This window comes from Phenylobacterium sp. (assembly GCF_004297125.1).
Classification (GTDB): domain Bacteria; phylum Pseudomonadota; class Alphaproteobacteria; order Caulobacterales; family Caulobacteraceae; genus Phenylobacterium.
Map to the genome: position 1 here is coordinate 115527 of NZ_SCVD01000006.1, position 16460 is coordinate 131986.

At 67.7% G+C, this 16460-nt stretch carries 14 protein-coding genes; 5 read left to right on the forward strand and 9 right to left on the reverse strand.

Features of this window, described 5'->3' with window-relative positions:
- Positions 1–5: 5 nt before the first annotated feature.
- Both tpiA and EPO51_RS03585 read right to left on the reverse strand, forming a co-directional pair.
- A complete protein-coding gene (gene tpiA / locus EPO51_RS03580) occupies positions 6–800 on the reverse strand; it encodes a triose-phosphate isomerase (protein WP_293346069.1) in 795 nt (264 codons plus the stop codon).
- Between the two features lie 9 nt (positions 801–809).
- Positions 810–1241: a PAS domain-containing protein gene (locus EPO51_RS03585; RefSeq protein WP_293346071.1), complete on the reverse strand. Its 432-nt coding sequence runs from the start codon at positions 1239–1241 to the stop codon at positions 810–812.
- Between the two features lie 167 nt (positions 1242–1408).
- Here EPO51_RS03585 and EPO51_RS03590 point away from each other — a divergent pair, with 167 nt between their 5' ends.
- Complete coding sequence (locus EPO51_RS03590; RefSeq protein ID WP_293346073.1) at positions 1409–2368, forward strand: 1-phosphofructokinase family hexose kinase; 960 nt, start codon at positions 1409–1411, stop codon at positions 2366–2368.
- Between the two features lie 106 nt (positions 2369–2474).
- Here the strand turns inward: EPO51_RS03590 and EPO51_RS03595 are convergent, their stop codons facing one another.
- The 3 genes from EPO51_RS03595 to EPO51_RS03605 form a co-directional block, all read right to left on the reverse strand.
- On the reverse strand, positions 2475–3053 hold the full coding sequence (locus EPO51_RS03595) for a hypothetical protein (protein ID WP_293346075.1): 579 nt from the start codon (positions 3051–3053) through the stop codon (positions 2475–2477).
- Between the two features lie 419 nt (positions 3054–3472).
- Positions 3473–6049 carry a magnesium-translocating P-type ATPase gene (gene mgtA, locus EPO51_RS03600; RefSeq protein WP_293346077.1) on the reverse strand — a complete coding sequence of 859 codons (2577 nt, stop codon included), beginning with the start codon at positions 6047–6049 and terminating at the stop codon, positions 3473–3475.
- Positions 6046–7137, reverse strand: coding sequence for a lysylphosphatidylglycerol synthase domain-containing protein (locus tag EPO51_RS03605; protein WP_363200038.1), 1092 nt, complete (start codon positions 7135–7137; stop codon positions 6046–6048). The genes mgtA and EPO51_RS03605 overlap by 4 nt, the downstream gene beginning before the upstream one ends.
- Before the next feature lie 23 nt (positions 7138–7160).
- Here EPO51_RS03605 and EPO51_RS03610 point away from each other — a divergent pair, with 23 nt between their 5' ends.
- A complete protein-coding gene (locus tag EPO51_RS03610) occupies positions 7161–7616 on the forward strand; it encodes a BON domain-containing protein (RefSeq protein WP_293346081.1) in 456 nt (151 codons plus the stop codon).
- Between the two features lie 164 nt (positions 7617–7780).
- Positions 7781–8287 carry an AMP-binding protein gene (locus EPO51_RS03615; protein WP_293346083.1) on the forward strand — a complete coding sequence of 169 codons (507 nt, stop codon included), beginning with the start codon at positions 7781–7783 and terminating at the stop codon, positions 8285–8287.
- A gap of 38 nt (positions 8288–8325) precedes the next feature.
- Here EPO51_RS03615 and EPO51_RS03620 read toward each other — a convergent pair whose 3' ends face one another.
- Positions 8326–9816 (reverse strand): MFS transporter, encoded by a 1491-nt coding sequence (locus tag EPO51_RS03620; RefSeq protein WP_293346085.1) that lies wholly within the window; start codon positions 9814–9816, stop codon positions 8326–8328.
- Positions 9817–9945: 129 nt separating this feature from the next.
- On the opposite strand from EPO51_RS03620, the gene EPO51_RS03625 reads away from it, so the two are divergent.
- On the forward strand, positions 9946–10545 hold the full coding sequence (locus EPO51_RS03625; protein ID WP_293346087.1) for a TetR/AcrR family transcriptional regulator: 600 nt from the start codon (positions 9946–9948) through the stop codon (positions 10543–10545).
- Here the strand turns inward: EPO51_RS03625 and EPO51_RS03630 are convergent.
- The gene (locus EPO51_RS03630) at positions 10542–10970 is read right to left on the reverse strand and encodes a hypothetical protein (protein ID WP_293346089.1); all 429 of its coding nucleotides are present in this window, start codon (positions 10968–10970) and stop codon (positions 10542–10544) included. The two genes, EPO51_RS03625 and EPO51_RS03630, sit on opposite strands and share 4 nt — an antisense overlap.
- On the reverse strand, positions 10967–13525 hold the full coding sequence (locus EPO51_RS03635) for a TonB-dependent receptor (protein WP_293346091.1): 2559 nt from the start codon (positions 13523–13525) through the stop codon (positions 10967–10969). The genes EPO51_RS03630 and EPO51_RS03635 overlap by 4 nt, the downstream gene beginning before the upstream one ends.
- Positions 13526–13748: 223 nt before the next feature.
- Here EPO51_RS03635 and EPO51_RS03640 point away from each other — a divergent pair, with 223 nt between their 5' ends.
- A complete protein-coding gene (locus EPO51_RS03640) occupies positions 13749–14639 on the forward strand; it encodes a phytanoyl-CoA dioxygenase family protein (RefSeq protein ID WP_293346093.1) in 891 nt (296 codons plus the stop codon).
- Between the two features lie 249 nt (positions 14640–14888).
- Here EPO51_RS03640 and guaA read toward each other — a convergent pair whose 3' ends face one another.
- The gene (gene guaA / locus EPO51_RS03645; RefSeq protein ID WP_293346095.1) at positions 14889–16454 is read right to left on the reverse strand and encodes a glutamine-hydrolyzing GMP synthase; all 1566 of its coding nucleotides are present in this window, start codon (positions 16452–16454) and stop codon (positions 14889–14891) included.
- Positions 16455–16460 lie beyond the last annotated feature (6 nt).

The window sequence follows — 16460 nt, forward strand, 5'->3', positions numbered from 1 at the left end:
CGACGTCAGTCCGTCGGGAGGTAGTCGAGCGGCGGCGGCGCGGTCTCGCCGGCGCGGACCACGGGCAGGAATTGAACCGCCCGCCGGGACGCGCGGCCGACCAGGAGGCCGTCCACGCCGGCGATCTGGAGGAGCTGCGGGGCGTTCGCACCGTCCACCGAGCCGCCATAGAGCACCCGGATCGACGCGCTGGCGTCTCCGTAGCGCCGGGACAGGGCTTCGCGGATCGTCGCATGCGCCGCCTCGATGTCCGCGGGCGCCGGCGTGGCCCCCGCCCCGATGGCCCAGACGGGTTCGTAGGCGACGGTGAGCCTCCCCGCGCCGGCCTCGGGCGGACAGGAACGCAGCACCTGCCGTCGAAGAACCGCAAGCGTTCGGCCCGCCTGCCGCTGGGCTGCGCTTTCCCCGACACAGAGGATCGGACGAAGCTTCGCGCGAAAGGCGGCGGCGGCCTTGGCCGCCACGTCCACGTTCGTTTCGCGGTCGAGCCGCCGCCGTTCGGAATGGCCGAGGAGGACGTACCGGGCGCCGGCGTCGACCAGCATGGCCGCCGACACGCCGCCCGTGTGGGCGCCCTGGTCTTTCGCGTCGCAATCCTGCCCGCCGGTGGCGATCCCCGTCCCGTCGAGGCACCGGCTTGCCGTGGCGAGCAGGGTCGCGGGCGGGCAAATGACCACTTCCGTGGAAGTCGGCCGTTCGAGCAGCTCGCGGGCGATGACTCCCATCTCGGCCAGGTCCGCCGTGACGCCGTGCATCTTCCAGTTGCCCACGATCATCGGCGGCTGGCGGGCAAGCGGCATCCGGAGGCCTCAGTCGACGCCGACCGCGCCTAGGAGCATCGAAATCCGACCGTCGCCCCACATGGGGAGCAGAAGCCGCGCGTACGCCTTTCGATCGCCAGCGTCGTCACCACGGAAACACGTGGGCCCGGCGCACTCGAGAGTGACGCTGCATTGGGCGCCAAGGAACGCGAAGGGCCATGCGAGGTCGGCTTCGTCCAGGAAGAGGCCCTCCAGTTCCTGGCCGCCGATCCCCGCCCCCACCTGCGCGAGCCGGAAGCGCTCGGGATCCTGGAAGGCGTCGATCAGGAACAGCCGTTCGGTGAGGTCCGGCAGATCCGACAGCTTTGCGTCGTCCCAGAAGGGCATCGTCGCCGCTCCGCGCAGGAGACCGCGCCAATAGGCCTGGACGCGCGCTAGGTCAGGGGAGAGGTGCGCCGGGACGGCGAAGGGGTGTTTCATGGCAGTCGCCCTGGGGTGAAGTGCGCGCCGCGGCGCTGATCGCACGCACGATCGGCCCACGGCGCGCCGGGCGCCTTGATGCGGGTCAACCGGCGGCCTCGCCGTCTTGACGAGGCTCAAGGCGGTCCCTGGCCGTCCGGGCATGCTGCCAGGCTGGAGGCGCACCCATGCCCATCGTCCTGACCCTGACCGCCAATCCCGCCGTCGACATCTCCACCTCTGTGGCGCGGGTCGAGCCGACCCGGAAGCTGCGCTGCAGCGCCGAAAGCCGCGATCCCGGCGGCGGGGGGATCAACGTCGCGCGGGTCACGGGGCGGTTGGGCGCGCGGTCCGTCGCCATCTACCCGGCCGGCGGCCTTGTGGGTCAGCGGCTGGAGTCGCTCGTCCGGCGCGAGGGCGTCGAGAGCGTCGTGGTTCCCGTGCAGGGCGAGACGCGGGAGGACCTCACCGTGCTCGACGAGACGACCCACGAGGAATACCGCTTCGTGCTCCCGGGGCCGCACCTCCACGACGCCGAATGGATGCGGTGCCTCAAGGTCCTGGCGAACGTGGATTTCAAGCCCGACTTCGTCTGCGCCAGCGGCAGCCTGCCGCCCGGCGCGCCGCAGGACTTCTACGCCCGCGTCGCAGAGATCGTCGAAAGCCGCGGCGTGCCCTTCGCCCTGGACACCTCCGGCCCCGCGCTCCAGTCCGCGCTCCGGGAACGCGTCCACCTGATCAAACCCAACCTGGCCGAGCTCCGTGAACTCGTCGGCGGCGCCCTGGACGAGGACCGTTCCCTGATCGGCGCGTGCCGCACGCTCATCGCGGGCGGCCGGACGGAGATCGTCGCCCTGACCCTGGGCGCCCAAGGCGCGCTGCTGGTGACGGCGGCCTCGGCCTGGCGCGCGCAGCCCCTGCCGATCCGTCCCTTGAGCACCGTCGGCGCCGGCGACAGCTTCTTGGGCGCGATGGTCTGGGCGCTGGCGTCGAAGCTCAGCCTGGAAGAGGCTTTTCGGTACGGCGCGGCCGCCGGCGCCGCGGCGCTCCTGGCTCCTGGCACCGACCTTTGCGACACGGCAAACGTGCGCCGCTTCCTGCCTCAGGTCGTGATCGAGCCGGTTGAAGAGTCTTCCACCGCCGCGTGACGAGCCGGCGGCGTCTGGCGTTCAGCTGAAGAGCAGGAAGCGGGGTCGCCGGCGGGCGATGGTGCGGATTTCTGCGGGGCGCTCCTCGACCACCACCTCGACAGGTTCACCGCAGCGGCGAAGGGCGTCCACGAAACCATTGGCGTGCCGCACGGCCAGCAGCTTGGAGCGGAAAGGCGTCATCATCCCATCCCCCATACCCACGGCCCAGCGGTAGGGCTCCTTGACGACTCGGAAGCTGATTGTCTGGTCCATCGTCCCGATCCGTGCAGGCGCGTCGCAACCCTGACCCGGCGGGCATGGAAGGACGCCAGCATATAGTCAGCCTGCCTGATCGGCGGGCGTCGGCATTGATCAGGGTCAAGATCCTCTCCCCATCTCCGCCAAGGCGAAGGCCGCCCGGGGTGCGCACAATCGGCACGACACCCAGATAGACGCCCGGCGCCAGCGGCTGGTTCAGGTCGTACTCCGCGCGACAGGCGGCTTCGCGACGCTCGAGCGTCGAGAAGTCGAGATAGGCAAGCCGCACCGGCTTCTTGAGCTTGTAGACGGCGCCGTCGACGAAGAAGACCCAGGACATGTGGGTTTCCCGCGCTGCAATCGGCCCGTCGCGCTCCGGAAAGGCCGCGTCATGCAGGAACGCCACCTTGTCGGCCAGGCTCGGTTCGGGTGGGGCGAGGGTCACGCCGATCCCTAGACGTTCGAGGAGCGCCGCACCTTGACGGAGCGCAAGGCGCTGGCTGGGCCGCCCGAAGAGACAACGAGGCTCAGCGCGCGAAGAGCGCCTTGAGCTCGGGCCAGCTTCGCGTGTTGAGGACGTCCGGCGCCTTCGCCGCCCGGACGTGGATGTCGTCCAGGTCGAGACGGCTCGGGTGGGCATTGATCTCGAGGAAGCAGCCGCGATCCCGGGCGCCCGCGATGACCGTCTCGAGCTCGACCTGGTAGCCCGGTCGCTCCTCGATCAGGCGGCCGTGATCAGGTGGTGGGGTGGGCCCATGGCGGACCTCCGAGCGCTCTGGTCAGGACGACGGTCCGGGCGACTTCGGCAGCATCGACTTCGGCGAAAGGTTCGCCTTCATCCTGCTCAACCGTTTGACCCGCGTCCTAAGCGAACGCAGCGCGGCCCTGGCCCTGCTCGCGCCTGCGGAAATACCATAGCTTCGCCGCCTCCGTGGCCGCGAGGTAGCTCACAACTAGCGCCACCAGCACGCCCAGCAGGATCGCGCGCAAGGGCGTTAGACCAAACACCTGGGCCAGGGGCGTGATGAATGGCAGGCTGAGCGCCAGCACGCCTACGGCCAGGCTGATCCCCACCAGCAGCTTCCCCGGCCGGCTGCGCCAGGCCGGCCCCTGTGTCCGCAGCGACATCAGCGCGGCGAGTTCGGTCAGCAGCGAGAGGACGAACCAGGCCGTCTGGAACAGAGGCTCCGTCGCCTTGAAGCCATAAAGCAGCACGGCGAAAGCCGTCAGGTCGAAGGCTGAGCTAGTCAGTCCGAACAACACCATGAAGCGCTGCAGGTCTCCGATGCTCATCCTCTGAGGGTTGGCCAGGCGATCACCGTCGACCGCGTCGGAGGAGATCGCCATCGCCGGCAGGTCGGACAGGAAGTTGTTCAGCAGGATCTGCTTGGCCGCCAGCGGCAGGAACGGCAGGAACGGCGTTGCGAGCGCCATGGAGACCATGTTGCCGAAGTTGGCGCTGGTCGTGATGCGGATGTACTTCAGCGTGTTCGCGAACGTCCGGCGTCCGCCCTCCACGCCCTCGCGCAGCACGTCCAGGTCACGGTGCAGCAGCACGACGTCGGCGCTCTCGCGCGCCACGTCCACGGCCTGGTCCACAGAGACGCCCACGTCGGCGGCGTAGAGCGCCGGGGCGTCGTTGATCCCGTCGCCAAGGTAGCCCACGCAATGCCCGCGCCGCTGCAAGGCCCGCACGATCCGCTCCTTCTGTTGCGGATCGACCTCGGCAAAGAGGGTCGCGCGTTCCGCCCGGTTCCAGAGCGCCTCGTCCTTCAGCCGGGCGAGTTGGGCGCCGGTGATCAACTCCGCATCCTGGATCCCCACGGCCTCGGCCACATGGCGCAGGACATAGCGGTTGTCTCCGCTGATGACCTTGATGGACACGCCCATCTCGCGAAGGTGCGCGATGGCGGCCGACGCGTCGGCCTTCGGGGGATCCCGGAAGGCCAGAAATCCCTCCAGACGCATCGCCGCCTCGTCCTCGACGCCGTAGTTTGCACGGATGGGGAGCCGGCGCGTGGCCACCGCGAGCAGGCGCAAGCCCTTCTCGCTCTGCGCCTTGTAGAATGCCCTCACCCGCGCCGCGGCCGGAGCATCCAAAGGCGCATCGCCCTCGCCCACGGCGACCGCGGCGCAGAGCGCGATCACGTGGTCGAACGCGCCCTTGGTCACCATGGTCCGGGACGCCGGGTCATCGTCGACTGCGATCACGACGGACAGCCGCTTGCGCGTGAAGTCGTAGGGGATCTCGTCACTCTTTTGGAATCCGGCCGGGCTCAGGGCGCGCGCCTCGGCGTCTTCCAGCACCGCCTGGTCGAGCGGATTGTCGATGCCGGTCTCGAAGCAGGCGTTCAGGAACCCGAGCCGCCGGACCGCCTCGGACGAACGCCCTTCAGCATCAAGGGCGTCGACCATCCGGATACGTCCTTCGGTCAGGGTGCCGGTCTTGTCGGTGCAGAAGACCGTCATGCCGCCGAGGTTCTCGATGGCCTCCAGCTGGCGGACGATGACGCCGCGCTTCGCCAGCTGCGTGGCCCCGGTCGACAGGGTGACGATCACGATGGCCGGCAGCAGTTCCGGCGACATGCCCAGACCCAGCGCGACCGCGAAGAGCAGCGACTCGCCGAAGGGCCGGCCGAGCAGCTGGTTCACGATCAGCACGAAGAGGACAATGCCCACCATCACGCGGATCAGCAGGTAGCCGAAGCGGCGCAGGCCACGGGCGAAGTCCGTCTCGACCGGCTTCTGCTTCAGCCGCTCGGCGATCTCGCCGAATTCCGTGCGCCGACCGGTGGCCACGATCAGCACCTCACCGGTCCCGCTGCGGACCGAGGTTCCGAGGAAGACGCAGTTGCTACGGCCGGCGAGCGGCGCCTCGGCGGGACAGACGCCCGGCCGCTTCTCCACCGGGAAGGACTCGCCCGTGAGCGCCGCCTCGCTGACCAGGAGGTCCGTGGCGCTCAGCACCACGGCGTCGGCCGGGACGACAGCGCCCGCCGAGAGCAGGACCACATCGCCGCGGACGAGGTCCGAGAATGGCATGTCCTCGACCCGGCCGTCCCGGCGAACCCTGGCCGTCAGCGCGAGCCGTTGACGGAGTTCGGCCACGGCGCGCGACGCTCGATACTCCTGGACAAAGCCCAGCAGCGTGCTGCCGAGCACCATGGCCAGGATAATCGAAGCGTCGATCCATTCGCGCAGCGCGCCGGCGATCACGCCGGCGAACACCAGGATCAGCACCAGGGGGCTCTGGAACTGCCGCACCAGGAGCCCGACGGCCGACGCCGCCGCCTCCTCGCGCACCAGGTTGCGGCCCTCGCGGCGCAGCCGTTCCTCGGCGCCGACGGCGGGAATGCCTCCTGGCGATGAGGCCAGCTCCCGGAACAGCTCGTCCACCGGTCGCGACCAGTAGGGTTTCTGTCCGCCAGCCGCGTCGGTCACCGCCGGCCTCCACGATTCGTCGCGGCAGGTGGCGTGCGGCGCGAGCGCCGCCGGCGCCAGGTCCTGATCAGGACGACACCTCCCCAGATCGCGAGCGGGCCGAGGCTGTAGACGCAACGATAGAGAAGTAGCGCGGCCGCGGTTTCGTGGACCTGTGCGAACACGGCCGAGAGGGCCAGCACGATGGCCTCGAACACCCCGATCCCGCCCGGGACGCCGGTCGCGGCGCTCAGAAGAGACCCCGCAACGTAGGCGGCGAGAAAGGTGGGGAACACCGCCAGGTCCGAACCGGGCAACAGAATGAACAGCGCGGCGCTGGAGAAGAGCCAGTCGCCGAGCCCGACCGACAGGCCCAGGGCCCGCTTGGACCTGCGCAGCGAGGTGCGACCGCCGCCCAGCCACGCCGGCGCCTTGGGGGTGAATGCGTAGAACCAGAGGACGCCAGGGAGTGCGAGGGCGGCGCCCACGAGCGGCGGCGCCCAGGCGGGCCCACGAAGCGCCGCCCCGAACGCGGCCGGCGCCAGCAGCATGACCAGCCCTGCCGTGACCAAGCCGCTCAGCGTCACCGCGAGCCCGGCGACCAGGGACACCGCGGCGCCCTGGCCCGCCGAGAGGCCGTCGCGCCCATACAGCTTCGCCCGAAAGATCGCGCCGGTGGCAGGACTGAAACCAGCGCTATTGGTGACGGCGTAGGCCGGGACAGCCACCGCCGCGGCGCGCCGAAAGGACAGATCGTGACCCAGCGCCTGCAGGGCCAGCCACTCGGTGCCGGAGAGGCAGGCGTAGCTCGCAGCCGTGAAGGCCACGCTCAAGAGGACCGCCCAGGCGGGCGTGGCCGCCAGCGCGCCGAGGAAGCCGCTGAGCGACATCGCCGACACCTGTCGCCAGACCAGCCAAACCGCAACCGCAAAGACGGCGGCCGAGACGAGGCGTCGGGCGCGCCCGACGCGAGCGGAACCGCCTTCCGCACCTGGAGTCCGGAAGCTGGGATCTGCGCCGGAGTGTTCCACGCCCATTTTTGCATCTGACCACGCGCCAAGATGCGACGTGTTGACCGAGCGCAAGGCGGCCGAGGCTGAAAGGGCCATGCTTTGCGTCCAGGAGGCTCGACATGGACAGCCAGACCCTTCAGGAGATCGTCGACATCGAGATGCAGCGCCTGAGCAGCGGAACGCCGATCTGCGCCACGGTCTCCGAAGGCGTGGTGACCCTCAGCGGCGTCGTCCAGAACGACGTCCGACGGATCCTCATCGAACAGGAACTCCTGCGGCGGCCCGAGGTCCTCGACGTCCACAACCATCTCCATGTCGCCACGCCGATCGGCGATATCCGGACGCAGCTCCTGGCGCTGCTCGAACGCGACGACGTGCCCACCGCCGGGCTGAGGATCGAAGCGGAAGACGGCGCGGTTATCCTTTCGGGCCCCGCGGCCACTTGGTTCGACCGCGACGCGGCCGAGCGGCTGGCCTGGACCTTGCCAGGCGTCCGCTCGGTCGAGAACCGCATCAGCCTGCCACCCGGCGCGGTCCAGCCCGACACCGACGCCTTCGACGACCCGCTGGCCTGATCGTGGCCTGCCCCTGATCCGCAAGACGCCGGAAGACCGGGTGGGCGCAAACCTCAAGGACTATGAGGCCGAAGTCACGGGATTCTCCTGGGATGCGGCGCGCGGCGAGCTCGCGGGTTTCCCGGATGGCGGCCTGAACATCGCCTACGAGGCCCTCGACCGCTATGTGGAAGCGGGTCGCGGCGCGCAGCTCGCACTCCGCTGGATTTGGACGCGACGATACGGTCCGCGACTTCACTTACGCAGAGCTGACGGGCGCGGCGAACCGGTTTGCCAACGTGCTGAAGGGCCTCGGGATCGGCCGAGGCGACCGTGTCCACAGCCTGCTTGGCCGTTCGCCCGAGCTCTATTTCGCGGCCCTGGGGACCCTCAAGGCGGGCGCCGTCTTTACGCCCCTGTTCTCGGCGTTCGAGCCGGAGCCGATCCGCGTCCGCATGGAGATCGGCCAAGCCAATGTGCTGTGCGGCGGGTCATGGCGCCTCCCGCGGCGCAAGCCCGCAGCGCGGACTACATCCAGCCTGGGCCGCGCCGCTCCAGGCGACGGCGACCAGAGCGACACAAGCCAGCACAACTTTGCGAAGGTTGGTCACATGAGAACTCTGCCGCTGTCGACGCCGCGCGACAACGCGATTTCACCCAAGCGTCAGCCCTGCGCCACAAGCCGATTCTGACACCTGCTCCGGGAGCGGAGATCCGCTCAGCGACGTCGTCACGACTGAGAAGATGCCAGCTCACCTCTCCGCCTTCGATGCGCCAATGCCTCTGCAATCGACGCATGCCGCTCACGGTCGAGGCTGTAGGGGATCATGATCGCCAGCCCGGCAAAAAGCACCGTCAGCATGATGGGTCCATAGGTGACGCCGAGCCTTAGCACGGCATCCGCGGGCGCTGCGGCGGGATCGACCTTCGCCGGAAAACGGATCAGGTCGATGACAAAGCCGGCCACAGCCCCGCCCAAGCCCAGCGACGCTTTGCGACAGAAGGCGTTGGCGCCGAAGAACAGGCCTTCCGCCCGACCGTGATGGGTCAGGTCGTACTCGTCGGCCACATCCGCCAGCATCGCTGACGATAGCACGACCGGGATGCAGCCGATGAAACCGGCGAGGAAACTCGCGCCCAGAAGCAGCGGCAGCAGGGTCACTTCGCCATTTTCAGGCGCCAGGCCCGCAAGACGGAGCAGGGTTGGCGACGACCCCACGAGGCAGGATCCCGCGATGCCCAGCATGTAGGCCGCCTTTTTGTCGAGCTTTTCGGCCGCAGGGCGCGCCAACGGGATGCCGAGGATGTAGCCCATCATGCTGGCGTAGAAGACGAGCTGCACCTGCGCTGGCGGCAACTTCCAGAAATAGGTGTTCATGTGCAGGGCCAGGGCGAACTGCACCCCGTTGTAGAGGTACATGACCAGCAGGGCGAGGAAGAGCGCCCGGAACGACGGCGAGCTCATCGCCAGGCGTAGGGTCCTTACCAAGCCCTTGTTGGCTCCACGCGCCAAGGCTTCGCCGCTACCGGGGAGGCTGAGCGCCGCCCGCTGGGTACCCAGGGCCGAGATGAATACGAAGGCGATGACCAGCGCCCCTGCCGCGACCGCGAAGTGCGGGTAGGCTGATCGGTCCAGCTGGCCGTTCTCGAACCCGGACCGGTCGGCGAAGAAGACCGAGAACGCCAAGCCAAGGGCGATGATCCGCCCCAGATAGCCAAACAGCACACGGTAGCCGCCGATCGCCACGCGCTCATTGAAGTCCTGGCTGAGTTCAGCGCCGAGCGCCATGTGCGGCACGAAGTAGAGGGTCATGGCAAACCGCGCCGCGATGGTGAGAACGGTGAGCCAGAGGAACACCTCGAACTGCCCCAGTTGTTCTGGAGGCCGGAACAGAAACCACAACGCGATCGCGAGCGGGATCGGGGCTGCATAGAGGAACGGGTGGCGCCGTCCCAGTCGGCTGCGGGTCCGGTCCGACCATCCCCCGACAAACGGGTCTGAGAAGCCGTCGAACAGAAGGGCCACGAACAGCGCCAGTCCCGTCAGAGAGCCCGACAACCCTACGACCTGCACGTAGTAGAAGAAGAGGAATGTCTCGAGCGCCGCAGTCTTGACGCCCTCGCCCGCCTCCCCCAGCCCGTAGAACAATTTCGTGCGTCTCGAGAGAATGCTCGTCGACGGGGCGGGCGTACTCAGGCTGCCGGCAACCTCGCTGGTCATGTTTCCTCGCGCAGAACGTGGACGTCTACGCGTCCTTTAGACATTAAGTGACAATTGCCACTCAGTGCCACGAGGCGGACTTGCGCGACATGTGTCAAGGTGGTTGTTCTGGTGGGGGTTGAGGTTGAAATGAACGACGTCGGACTTCGGGCGCGGAAGATGGCGCGCACCCGCGATCAGATCGCTGAGGCGGCGATTCATCTGTTCGTCGAGCAGGGCTATGAGGCCACCACCCTCGAGGAAGTCGCCGACCGCGCCGATGTCCACAAGCGCACCCTGTTGCGCTACTTCCCGACCAAGGCGCACCTCGTGCTGCACCAGCAGTATGCCGCCATCGAGGAGTTCGGCGAAGCGGTCGCCAAGCGCGGCGAGACGGCCATCATGGACCTTTGGGCGGCCCACGTGATCCGGCATGCCAGAGACATGATGCGCCGAGGCCGTTTCGCCAACATGCGCAAGATCGCCCGCTCCGAGCCTTCCCTGGAAGGCGCCTATCTGTCGATCCAGGCGACCTACCAGGCCCTGATCGGCGCCGGCCTGCGCGAAGACCTCGCCGGCCGCACCGACGCCGACATCATAGCGCCGGTGGCCGCCGCCGCCCTTGTCGGCGGCAATTACTCGGTCAGCGCCGGCATCTTCGCCCGTGAGGCCTACGACGAACTGGAGGCTGCCGTGCTGGAGGTCGTCCGCCTGGTCCGTGAGAAGCTGCTGGACGACCGCGCCGGCTAGACTGTCACCCGGGCGATGAGGTCGTGGAAATCGCCCACCCGCGGGTCCCGCAGCGACCGGTCGCCGATCACCCGCATCTTGCCGGAGTCGCGCAGCGCCTGCGCCATGGCCCCGAGCTCGGCCTTCCGCGCGGGCTCGCCGCGGGTGTCGTAGCGGCCTAGCGGCACAACCGCGTCGTAGTCGATGACGACCTTGAACGCGACATCGTCGGTCTCTGCAGCCTCGAAGATCACCTCGCCGTCCCTGACGATGCAGTGCCAGGCGAGCGCCGAGCCGTCGGGAGACAGCTCCGCGGGCGGGTCCGTGAACACCTCGCAGATCGACCAGGCGATCTCCGGCGCCTCCGTCTGGAAGCGCCGGACCCGCTCGGTGACCAGGCCGTGCATGAAGGCCATCCAGCCCGGGCTCGCGAACGCATACCTCATTGGCCGAACGCGTAGCTCAGCTGCATGCCATAGGTCCGCGGCTCGCCGTAGATGCTGACCGAGGTGCCCAGGGAGTGCAACTGGGTGATGGTCGTCAGGGCGTAGTTGGCGTCCGTCAGGTTATTGACGAACACGGCCCCGCTCACCCGGCTGCCGCGAATGTTCTTCCAGTCGGCGCGCAGATTGATCCGCTCGAACGCCTTCTGGGACAGGGCGTCCCTCACCGCTTCCCCGTATTGCTCGATGTTCCGCGCCGCCGCGTCGCTGAAATAGCGGCGCGACTGGGCGTAGATCGTGCCCTGGACGCTCATCTCGCCCCAGTCCTGGTCGACAGGCAGGTTGTATTTCAGGGTGACGCTGCCCTGGTGCTTGGAGATGTTCGGGAACGGGTTGTCGGAGAGATCGATCAGGCAGATCGCTGTGGTGAGGGGCGGCGTGCAGCGCGGATTGCCGGGCCGGATCAGCGCCAGGGGATCGGCCCCGATCCAGTCGGTGAACTTGGCGTCGGCATAGGCGTAGTTGGCCGACAGGTCCCAGTCGCCGAAGACAAACTGCCCCTGCAGCTCCGCGCCCTTGATGACCGCGGCCGAGGCGTTGACGATGTAGGTGGTGGTGATCCCGTTGACGGACGCGTTGAACGTCCGCTGGATGTCCGAGTACTCCGTCCGGTACAGCGCCGCGTTGAGTCGCCCCCGCACGCCCCCGGTCCGGAAGTCGAACTTCGACCCCAGTTCGTAGTCGCGCACCGTCTCCGGCGCATAGTTTGGCGTGTAGTTCGGCAGGCCGGTGGCGTTCAGCACCAGATTGATGCCGCCCGGTCGATAGCCCTTCCGCGTCGCGCCGTAGAGCAGCAGGTCGTCGTTGACCTGGGCGTCCAGGGTCAATGTGGAGTTGTACCCGTCGCTCTTGGTGAAGCTGCGGCTCTGCGCGCCGACCACATAGGCGCCGGTCTGCAGGTTCGTGCTCACCGCCCGCGAGAAGATCTCCGACTTGTCCCAGGACTTCCGCAGACCGCCGGTGGCGTGAAGGCCCTGGAGGAAGGGCGCGATGAAGCTGATGTCCGCCGTCGCCTGGCCATATACCGCACGCTGAGTGGTTCGGCCGCCATCCCCGAACGGGAAGGAAGGGTTGTACCCCAGGGTCGGGACGGTGGCGCCCGAGAACACCCGCGACAGGTTGCGGATCCCCTCCAGGTTCCGGATCGCCGGCGTCCGCTGATAGAAGCCGCCGACGCTCCAGGAGACCAGATCGTCGCCCACGACGCCGCGCAGCTGCGTCTCGTTGGTGTAGATCTTCTGGTAGGGCCCGGCCTCGAAGACGGCGCGGGCGCCCTGCTGCTGGGCCGAGACGCTGAAGGCGTAGGACGAGGTCTGCGACACCGAGACCGACGACTGGATCAGCCCGCCCAGACCGTCGACGTCCCACCCCGTGGCGCCCTTCGCAGCCTGGAAGCCGAAGATGTTGCGGAACGTCAGGGTGGTGAACCCGACCTGTCCGAAGTCATACTCGGTCTGGTTCACGAAGGTCCATTTGCGCAGGGTCTCGGACAGGTCGAGCGCCGGGTCTCCGGGCACGGACCGGGTCGCATCCTTGCCGCCGGCCTGGATGCGCGCGTACTCCGCCTCCAGCCCGGGCCGCAGCGTGGCGGCGATGCGCAGGCGCTGGTCGATACAGCTCGTCAGATTCGGCGACAGCCCGGCGGTAACGGCCGCATTGCAGGCCGAACCGAACGTAGCCGTGCCGGCGGCGAGGCCGTTTGGCGCATTGATGTTGGCCGGCAGGTTGTAGATGGCGAGGGTCGGGTTGATGGCCGACAGCGACGTCGCGCCCGAGGCCTGATCCACATCATAGTAGTCAAGGATAGCGTAGTTGCGGAACTTGCCGTTTCCCGGCCGCCAGTCGACGCTGAAGCGGAATTCCTGGCTGTTGTTCTCGTTCAACCGCTGCGACGAACCCAGCACCTTGGTGTAGCCGTCGAGATGGTCGCGGTGGACCGCCAGGCGCATGGCCAGTTGGTCCTCCATAATCGGCACATTGAGCACGCCCGTGATCCGGCTGAGGCCGAGGTTGCCTTGCTGAACCTCGAAGGAGCCGTTGAACGCGTTGAACTTCGGCCGGTTCGGCGTGACCAGGACCGCACCCGCCGTATTGGCCCGGCCGAACAGGGTGCCCTGCGGGCCGTTCAGCACCTGGACCGAGCCGACGTCGTACAAGGGCGCGGCGCTCTCAGTCGGCCCTCCAGGCACTTCGGCGTAGTAGGTCTGGGTGCCGCCAGCGAGACCGCGGATGCTGAAGCCGCCGGACAGGCGCCCGAACTGGGTGGTCATCTGCACGGAGGGCGCGGCGAACATCACGTCGGTAGTGGTGACGATGCCCCGTTCCTTGATCGCCGACTCGCTAAGCGCGGTGACGGCGACCGGCACCTCCTGGATATTCTCCTCGACCCTGCGGGCCGTGACGACGACTTCGCCCACATCGGTGCCGGCCTGCTCGTCGGACGCCGAAGCCGCGGTCGCGATAGCGGCTGCGGCGGCGCCGCACAGCAGGGCCGTCATTAAGGCGCGCTTCCGCGCCTGCTGAACCAGCATCTTCCCCGTTCCTCCCAGCTTCTTATCTTTTTGACGCCTAGGCGCTTATGTCACTCAGTAGCAAAAGCGGACTAGACGCACTTGTCAATCAGCCTCGACTGCGACCGGGGGGATTTTTTTGTCACTCAGTGCCACTTGACACTCAATGACACCCACTGCTTCCATGCCGCAAAATCAGGGAGGAATTCCAATGGAAATCGGCAACTGGTCGGCGACGCCGGACCTCAACAACATCTATCGCGACATCCGCGAGCTGGGCCTGGAGAGCAATCTCGCGGAGCTGGAGGCGTTTGGCTTCACGGTGGTCGAAAATGCGCTCTCGACTGAGCAGGTCGAGTATTTCCGCGGCCGGATCATCGAGATCTCGGAAGCCCGCATGGGCCGCAAGCTAGACCTGGAGAATGAGACCGAGCACGCCGAGACGGCGTTCATTCCGTACCTTCTCTATAAGGACAAGCGCTTCAAGGAGTCGGTGACGAACCCCAAGACGCTGACGCTCATCAGCTATCTGCTGGGCCAGCACTGCATCCTGTCCAGTCTGGGCTGCCACCTGAAGGGCCCGGGCGGTAAGGGGCTGCTCCTGCATAGCGACACCAGCAATGGTATCCCCGATCCGTTCTCGCCGTACAGCCACGTGGCAAACTGCAACTATGCCCTGACCGACTATACCGAGGCGGGCGGCGCGCTCGCGATGGTGCCCGGCAGCCACCGCCACTTCCGTCAACCCACGAAGCACGAGCAGGGGCTAGACGGGAACGAACGCTACGAGCACGTGATCCCGATCGAGGTGCCGGCCGGCTCAGCCATCATCTGGCACGGCAACACTTGGCACGGATCGTTCCCCCGCAAGACGCCGGGCTTGAGGATCAACCTCTCGAACTACTTCTGCCGCGAGTACATTGCGCCGCAGGAGGACTACCGCAACACGGTGCCATCCGACTTCCTGGACGGAGAGAAGGACAAGCGCCTGGCTCGGCTGCTGGGCTCCGACCTGGCATATGGCTGGACCGATGACGGCCCCCTGAAGCACTTCGCCCGCCGGAAGGAACGCGAGATGAGCGTTCCCAGCTGGCAATTCTGACCCCCCTCCCCAGGGCGGCTTGGCCTCTGCGTCCTAGACGCGGGGGCCTTTTGTTTCAGTGGTTGCCAATCGGCGATACCACTCGGCGGACATACTTGCGTGCAAGGCGCAGAACGTGGCGGCGCACGTCGCCACGAAGGGCGGGCCCGCGAGCTAGCACTCGACAGGCCAAAGAGACATTTCACATATTGTTTCAAGTGATTAAGGCGATGAGTTGATCGCCCCCGATAGCCGCTGAAGGCTATCGGATTACTCCCACTCGATGGTCCCGGGCGGCTTGCTTGTCACGTCGTAGACCACGCGATTGACGCCTCTCACCTCGTTGATGATCCGGGTGGCGCAGCGGCCCAGGACCTCCCAGGGGAATTCGAAGAAGTCGGCGGTCATGCCGTCCGTCGAGGTGACGGCGCGCAGGGCCAGGACGTCTTCGTAGGTGCGGGCGTCGCCCATGACGCCGACCGTCTTCACCGGCAACAGCACGGCGAAGGCCTGCCAGATCGAGTCGTAGAGGCCCGCCTTGCGGATCTCCTCCAGGTAGATGGCGTCAGCCTGTTGCAGGACGGCGACCTTCTCGCGGGTGATCTCGCCCGGGATGCGGATGGCCAGGCCCGGCCCCGGGAACGGATGGCGGCCGACGAAGGCGGGGGCCAGGCCCAGCTCGACGCCCAGCGCCCTCACCTCGTCCTTGAACAGCTCGCGCAGCGGCTCGACCAGCTTGAGTTTCATGTAGTCCGGCAGGCCGCCGACGTTGTGGTGGCTCTTGATGACGGCGGACGGGCCGCCGCTGGCCGACACGCTCTCGATCACGTCGGGATAGAGGGTGCCCTGGGCCAGGAAGGCCGCGCCTTCGATCTTGGCGCTCTCCCTGTCGAACACCTCGATGAACAGGCGCCCGATGGTCTTGCGCTTGGTCTCCGGATCGGTGACGCCGGCCAGCTCGCCCAGGAACAGGTCGCCCGCGTCCACGTGGACCAGGGGAATGTTGTAGTGGTCGCGGAACAGGGTGACGACCTGGGTCGCCTCGTCCTTCCTGAGCAGGCCGGTGTCGACGAACACGCAGGTGAGCTGGTCGCCGATCGCCTCGTGGATCAGGACCGCGGCCACCGAGGAGTCGACGCCGCCCGACAGCCCGCAGATCACCTTGGCGTCGCCGACCTGGGCGCGAATCTTGGCCACCTGCTCCTGGCGATACGACGCCATGGTCCAGTCCCCCTTCAACCCGGCGATGCGGTGGGTGAAGTTGCGCAGGATGAGCGCGCCGCGCGGGGTGTGGGCCACCTCCGGATGGAACTGGATGCCGTAGAAGCGGCGGCCCTCGTCGGCGATCACGGCGTAGGGGCTGCCTTCCGAGGTGGCGACGACGTCGAAGCCCTGAGGGATGGCGGTGATCTTGTCGCCGTGGCTCATCCAGACGGTCTCGGTGTGGCCCAGGTCGCCCAGCCCCTCGAGCAGCGGGCTCTCCTGCTGGATGTGGATCTCGGCGCGGCCGAACTCCCGGTCGTGGCCGCCCTCCACCGCCCCGCCCAGCTGGGCGCACATGGTCATCTCGCCGTAGCAGATGCCCAGCACCGGCACGCCCAGCTCGAAGATCCGCTGCGGCGCCGAGGGGCTCTCAGCCTCATGCACGCTGGCCGGGCCGCCGGACAGGATCACCGCCTTGGGCCCGAAGGCGTCCAGGATCGCGTCGACCTTGTCGAACGGATGGATCTCGCAATAGACGCCCGCCTCGCGCAGCCGGCGCGCGATGAGCTGGGTCACCTGGCTGCCGAAGTCGACGATCAGGACCTTTTCGTGGGCGTTGGCGGCGTCGGTCATGGGGCT

What these genes read in the sequence shown, in the direction of transcription:
- tpiA (WP_293346069.1), bottom strand. Translation starts at nt 800, where the DNA reads ATGCCGCTTGCCCGCCAGCCGCCGATGATCGTGGGCAACTGGAAGATG.
- EPO51_RS03585 (WP_293346071.1), bottom strand. Translation starts at nt 1,241, where the DNA reads ATGAAACACCCCTTCGCCGTCCCGGCGCACCTCTCCCCTGACCTAGCG.
- EPO51_RS03590 (WP_293346073.1), top strand. Translation starts at nt 1,409, where the DNA reads ATGCCCATCGTCCTGACCCTGACCGCCAATCCCGCCGTCGACATCTCC.
- EPO51_RS03605 (WP_363200038.1), bottom strand. Translation starts at nt 7,137, where the DNA reads ATGGCCCTTTCAGCCTCGGCCGCCTTGCGCTCGGTCAACACGTCGCAT.
- EPO51_RS03610 (WP_293346081.1), top strand. Translation starts at nt 7,161, where the DNA reads ATGGACAGCCAGACCCTTCAGGAGATCGTCGACATCGAGATGCAGCGC.
- EPO51_RS03615 (WP_293346083.1), top strand. Translation starts at nt 7,781, where the DNA reads ATGTGGAAGCGGGTCGCGGCGCGCAGCTCGCACTCCGCTGGATTTGGA.
- EPO51_RS03620 (WP_293346085.1), bottom strand. Translation starts at nt 9,816, where the DNA reads ATGACCAGCGAGGTTGCCGGCAGCCTGAGTACGCCCGCCCCGTCGACG.
- EPO51_RS03625 (WP_293346087.1), top strand. Translation starts at nt 9,946, where the DNA reads ATGAACGACGTCGGACTTCGGGCGCGGAAGATGGCGCGCACCCGCGAT.
- EPO51_RS03630 (WP_293346089.1), bottom strand. Translation starts at nt 10,970, where the DNA reads ATGAGGTATGCGTTCGCGAGCCCGGGCTGGATGGCCTTCATGCACGGC.
- EPO51_RS03635 (WP_293346091.1), bottom strand. Translation starts at nt 13,525, where the DNA reads ATGACGGCCCTGCTGTGCGGCGCCGCCGCAGCCGCTATCGCGACCGCG.
- EPO51_RS03640 (WP_293346093.1), top strand. Translation starts at nt 13,749, where the DNA reads ATGGAAATCGGCAACTGGTCGGCGACGCCGGACCTCAACAACATCTAT.
- guaA (WP_293346095.1), bottom strand. Translation starts at nt 16,454, where the DNA reads ATGACCGACGCCGCCAACGCCCACGAAAAGGTCCTGATCGTCGACTTC.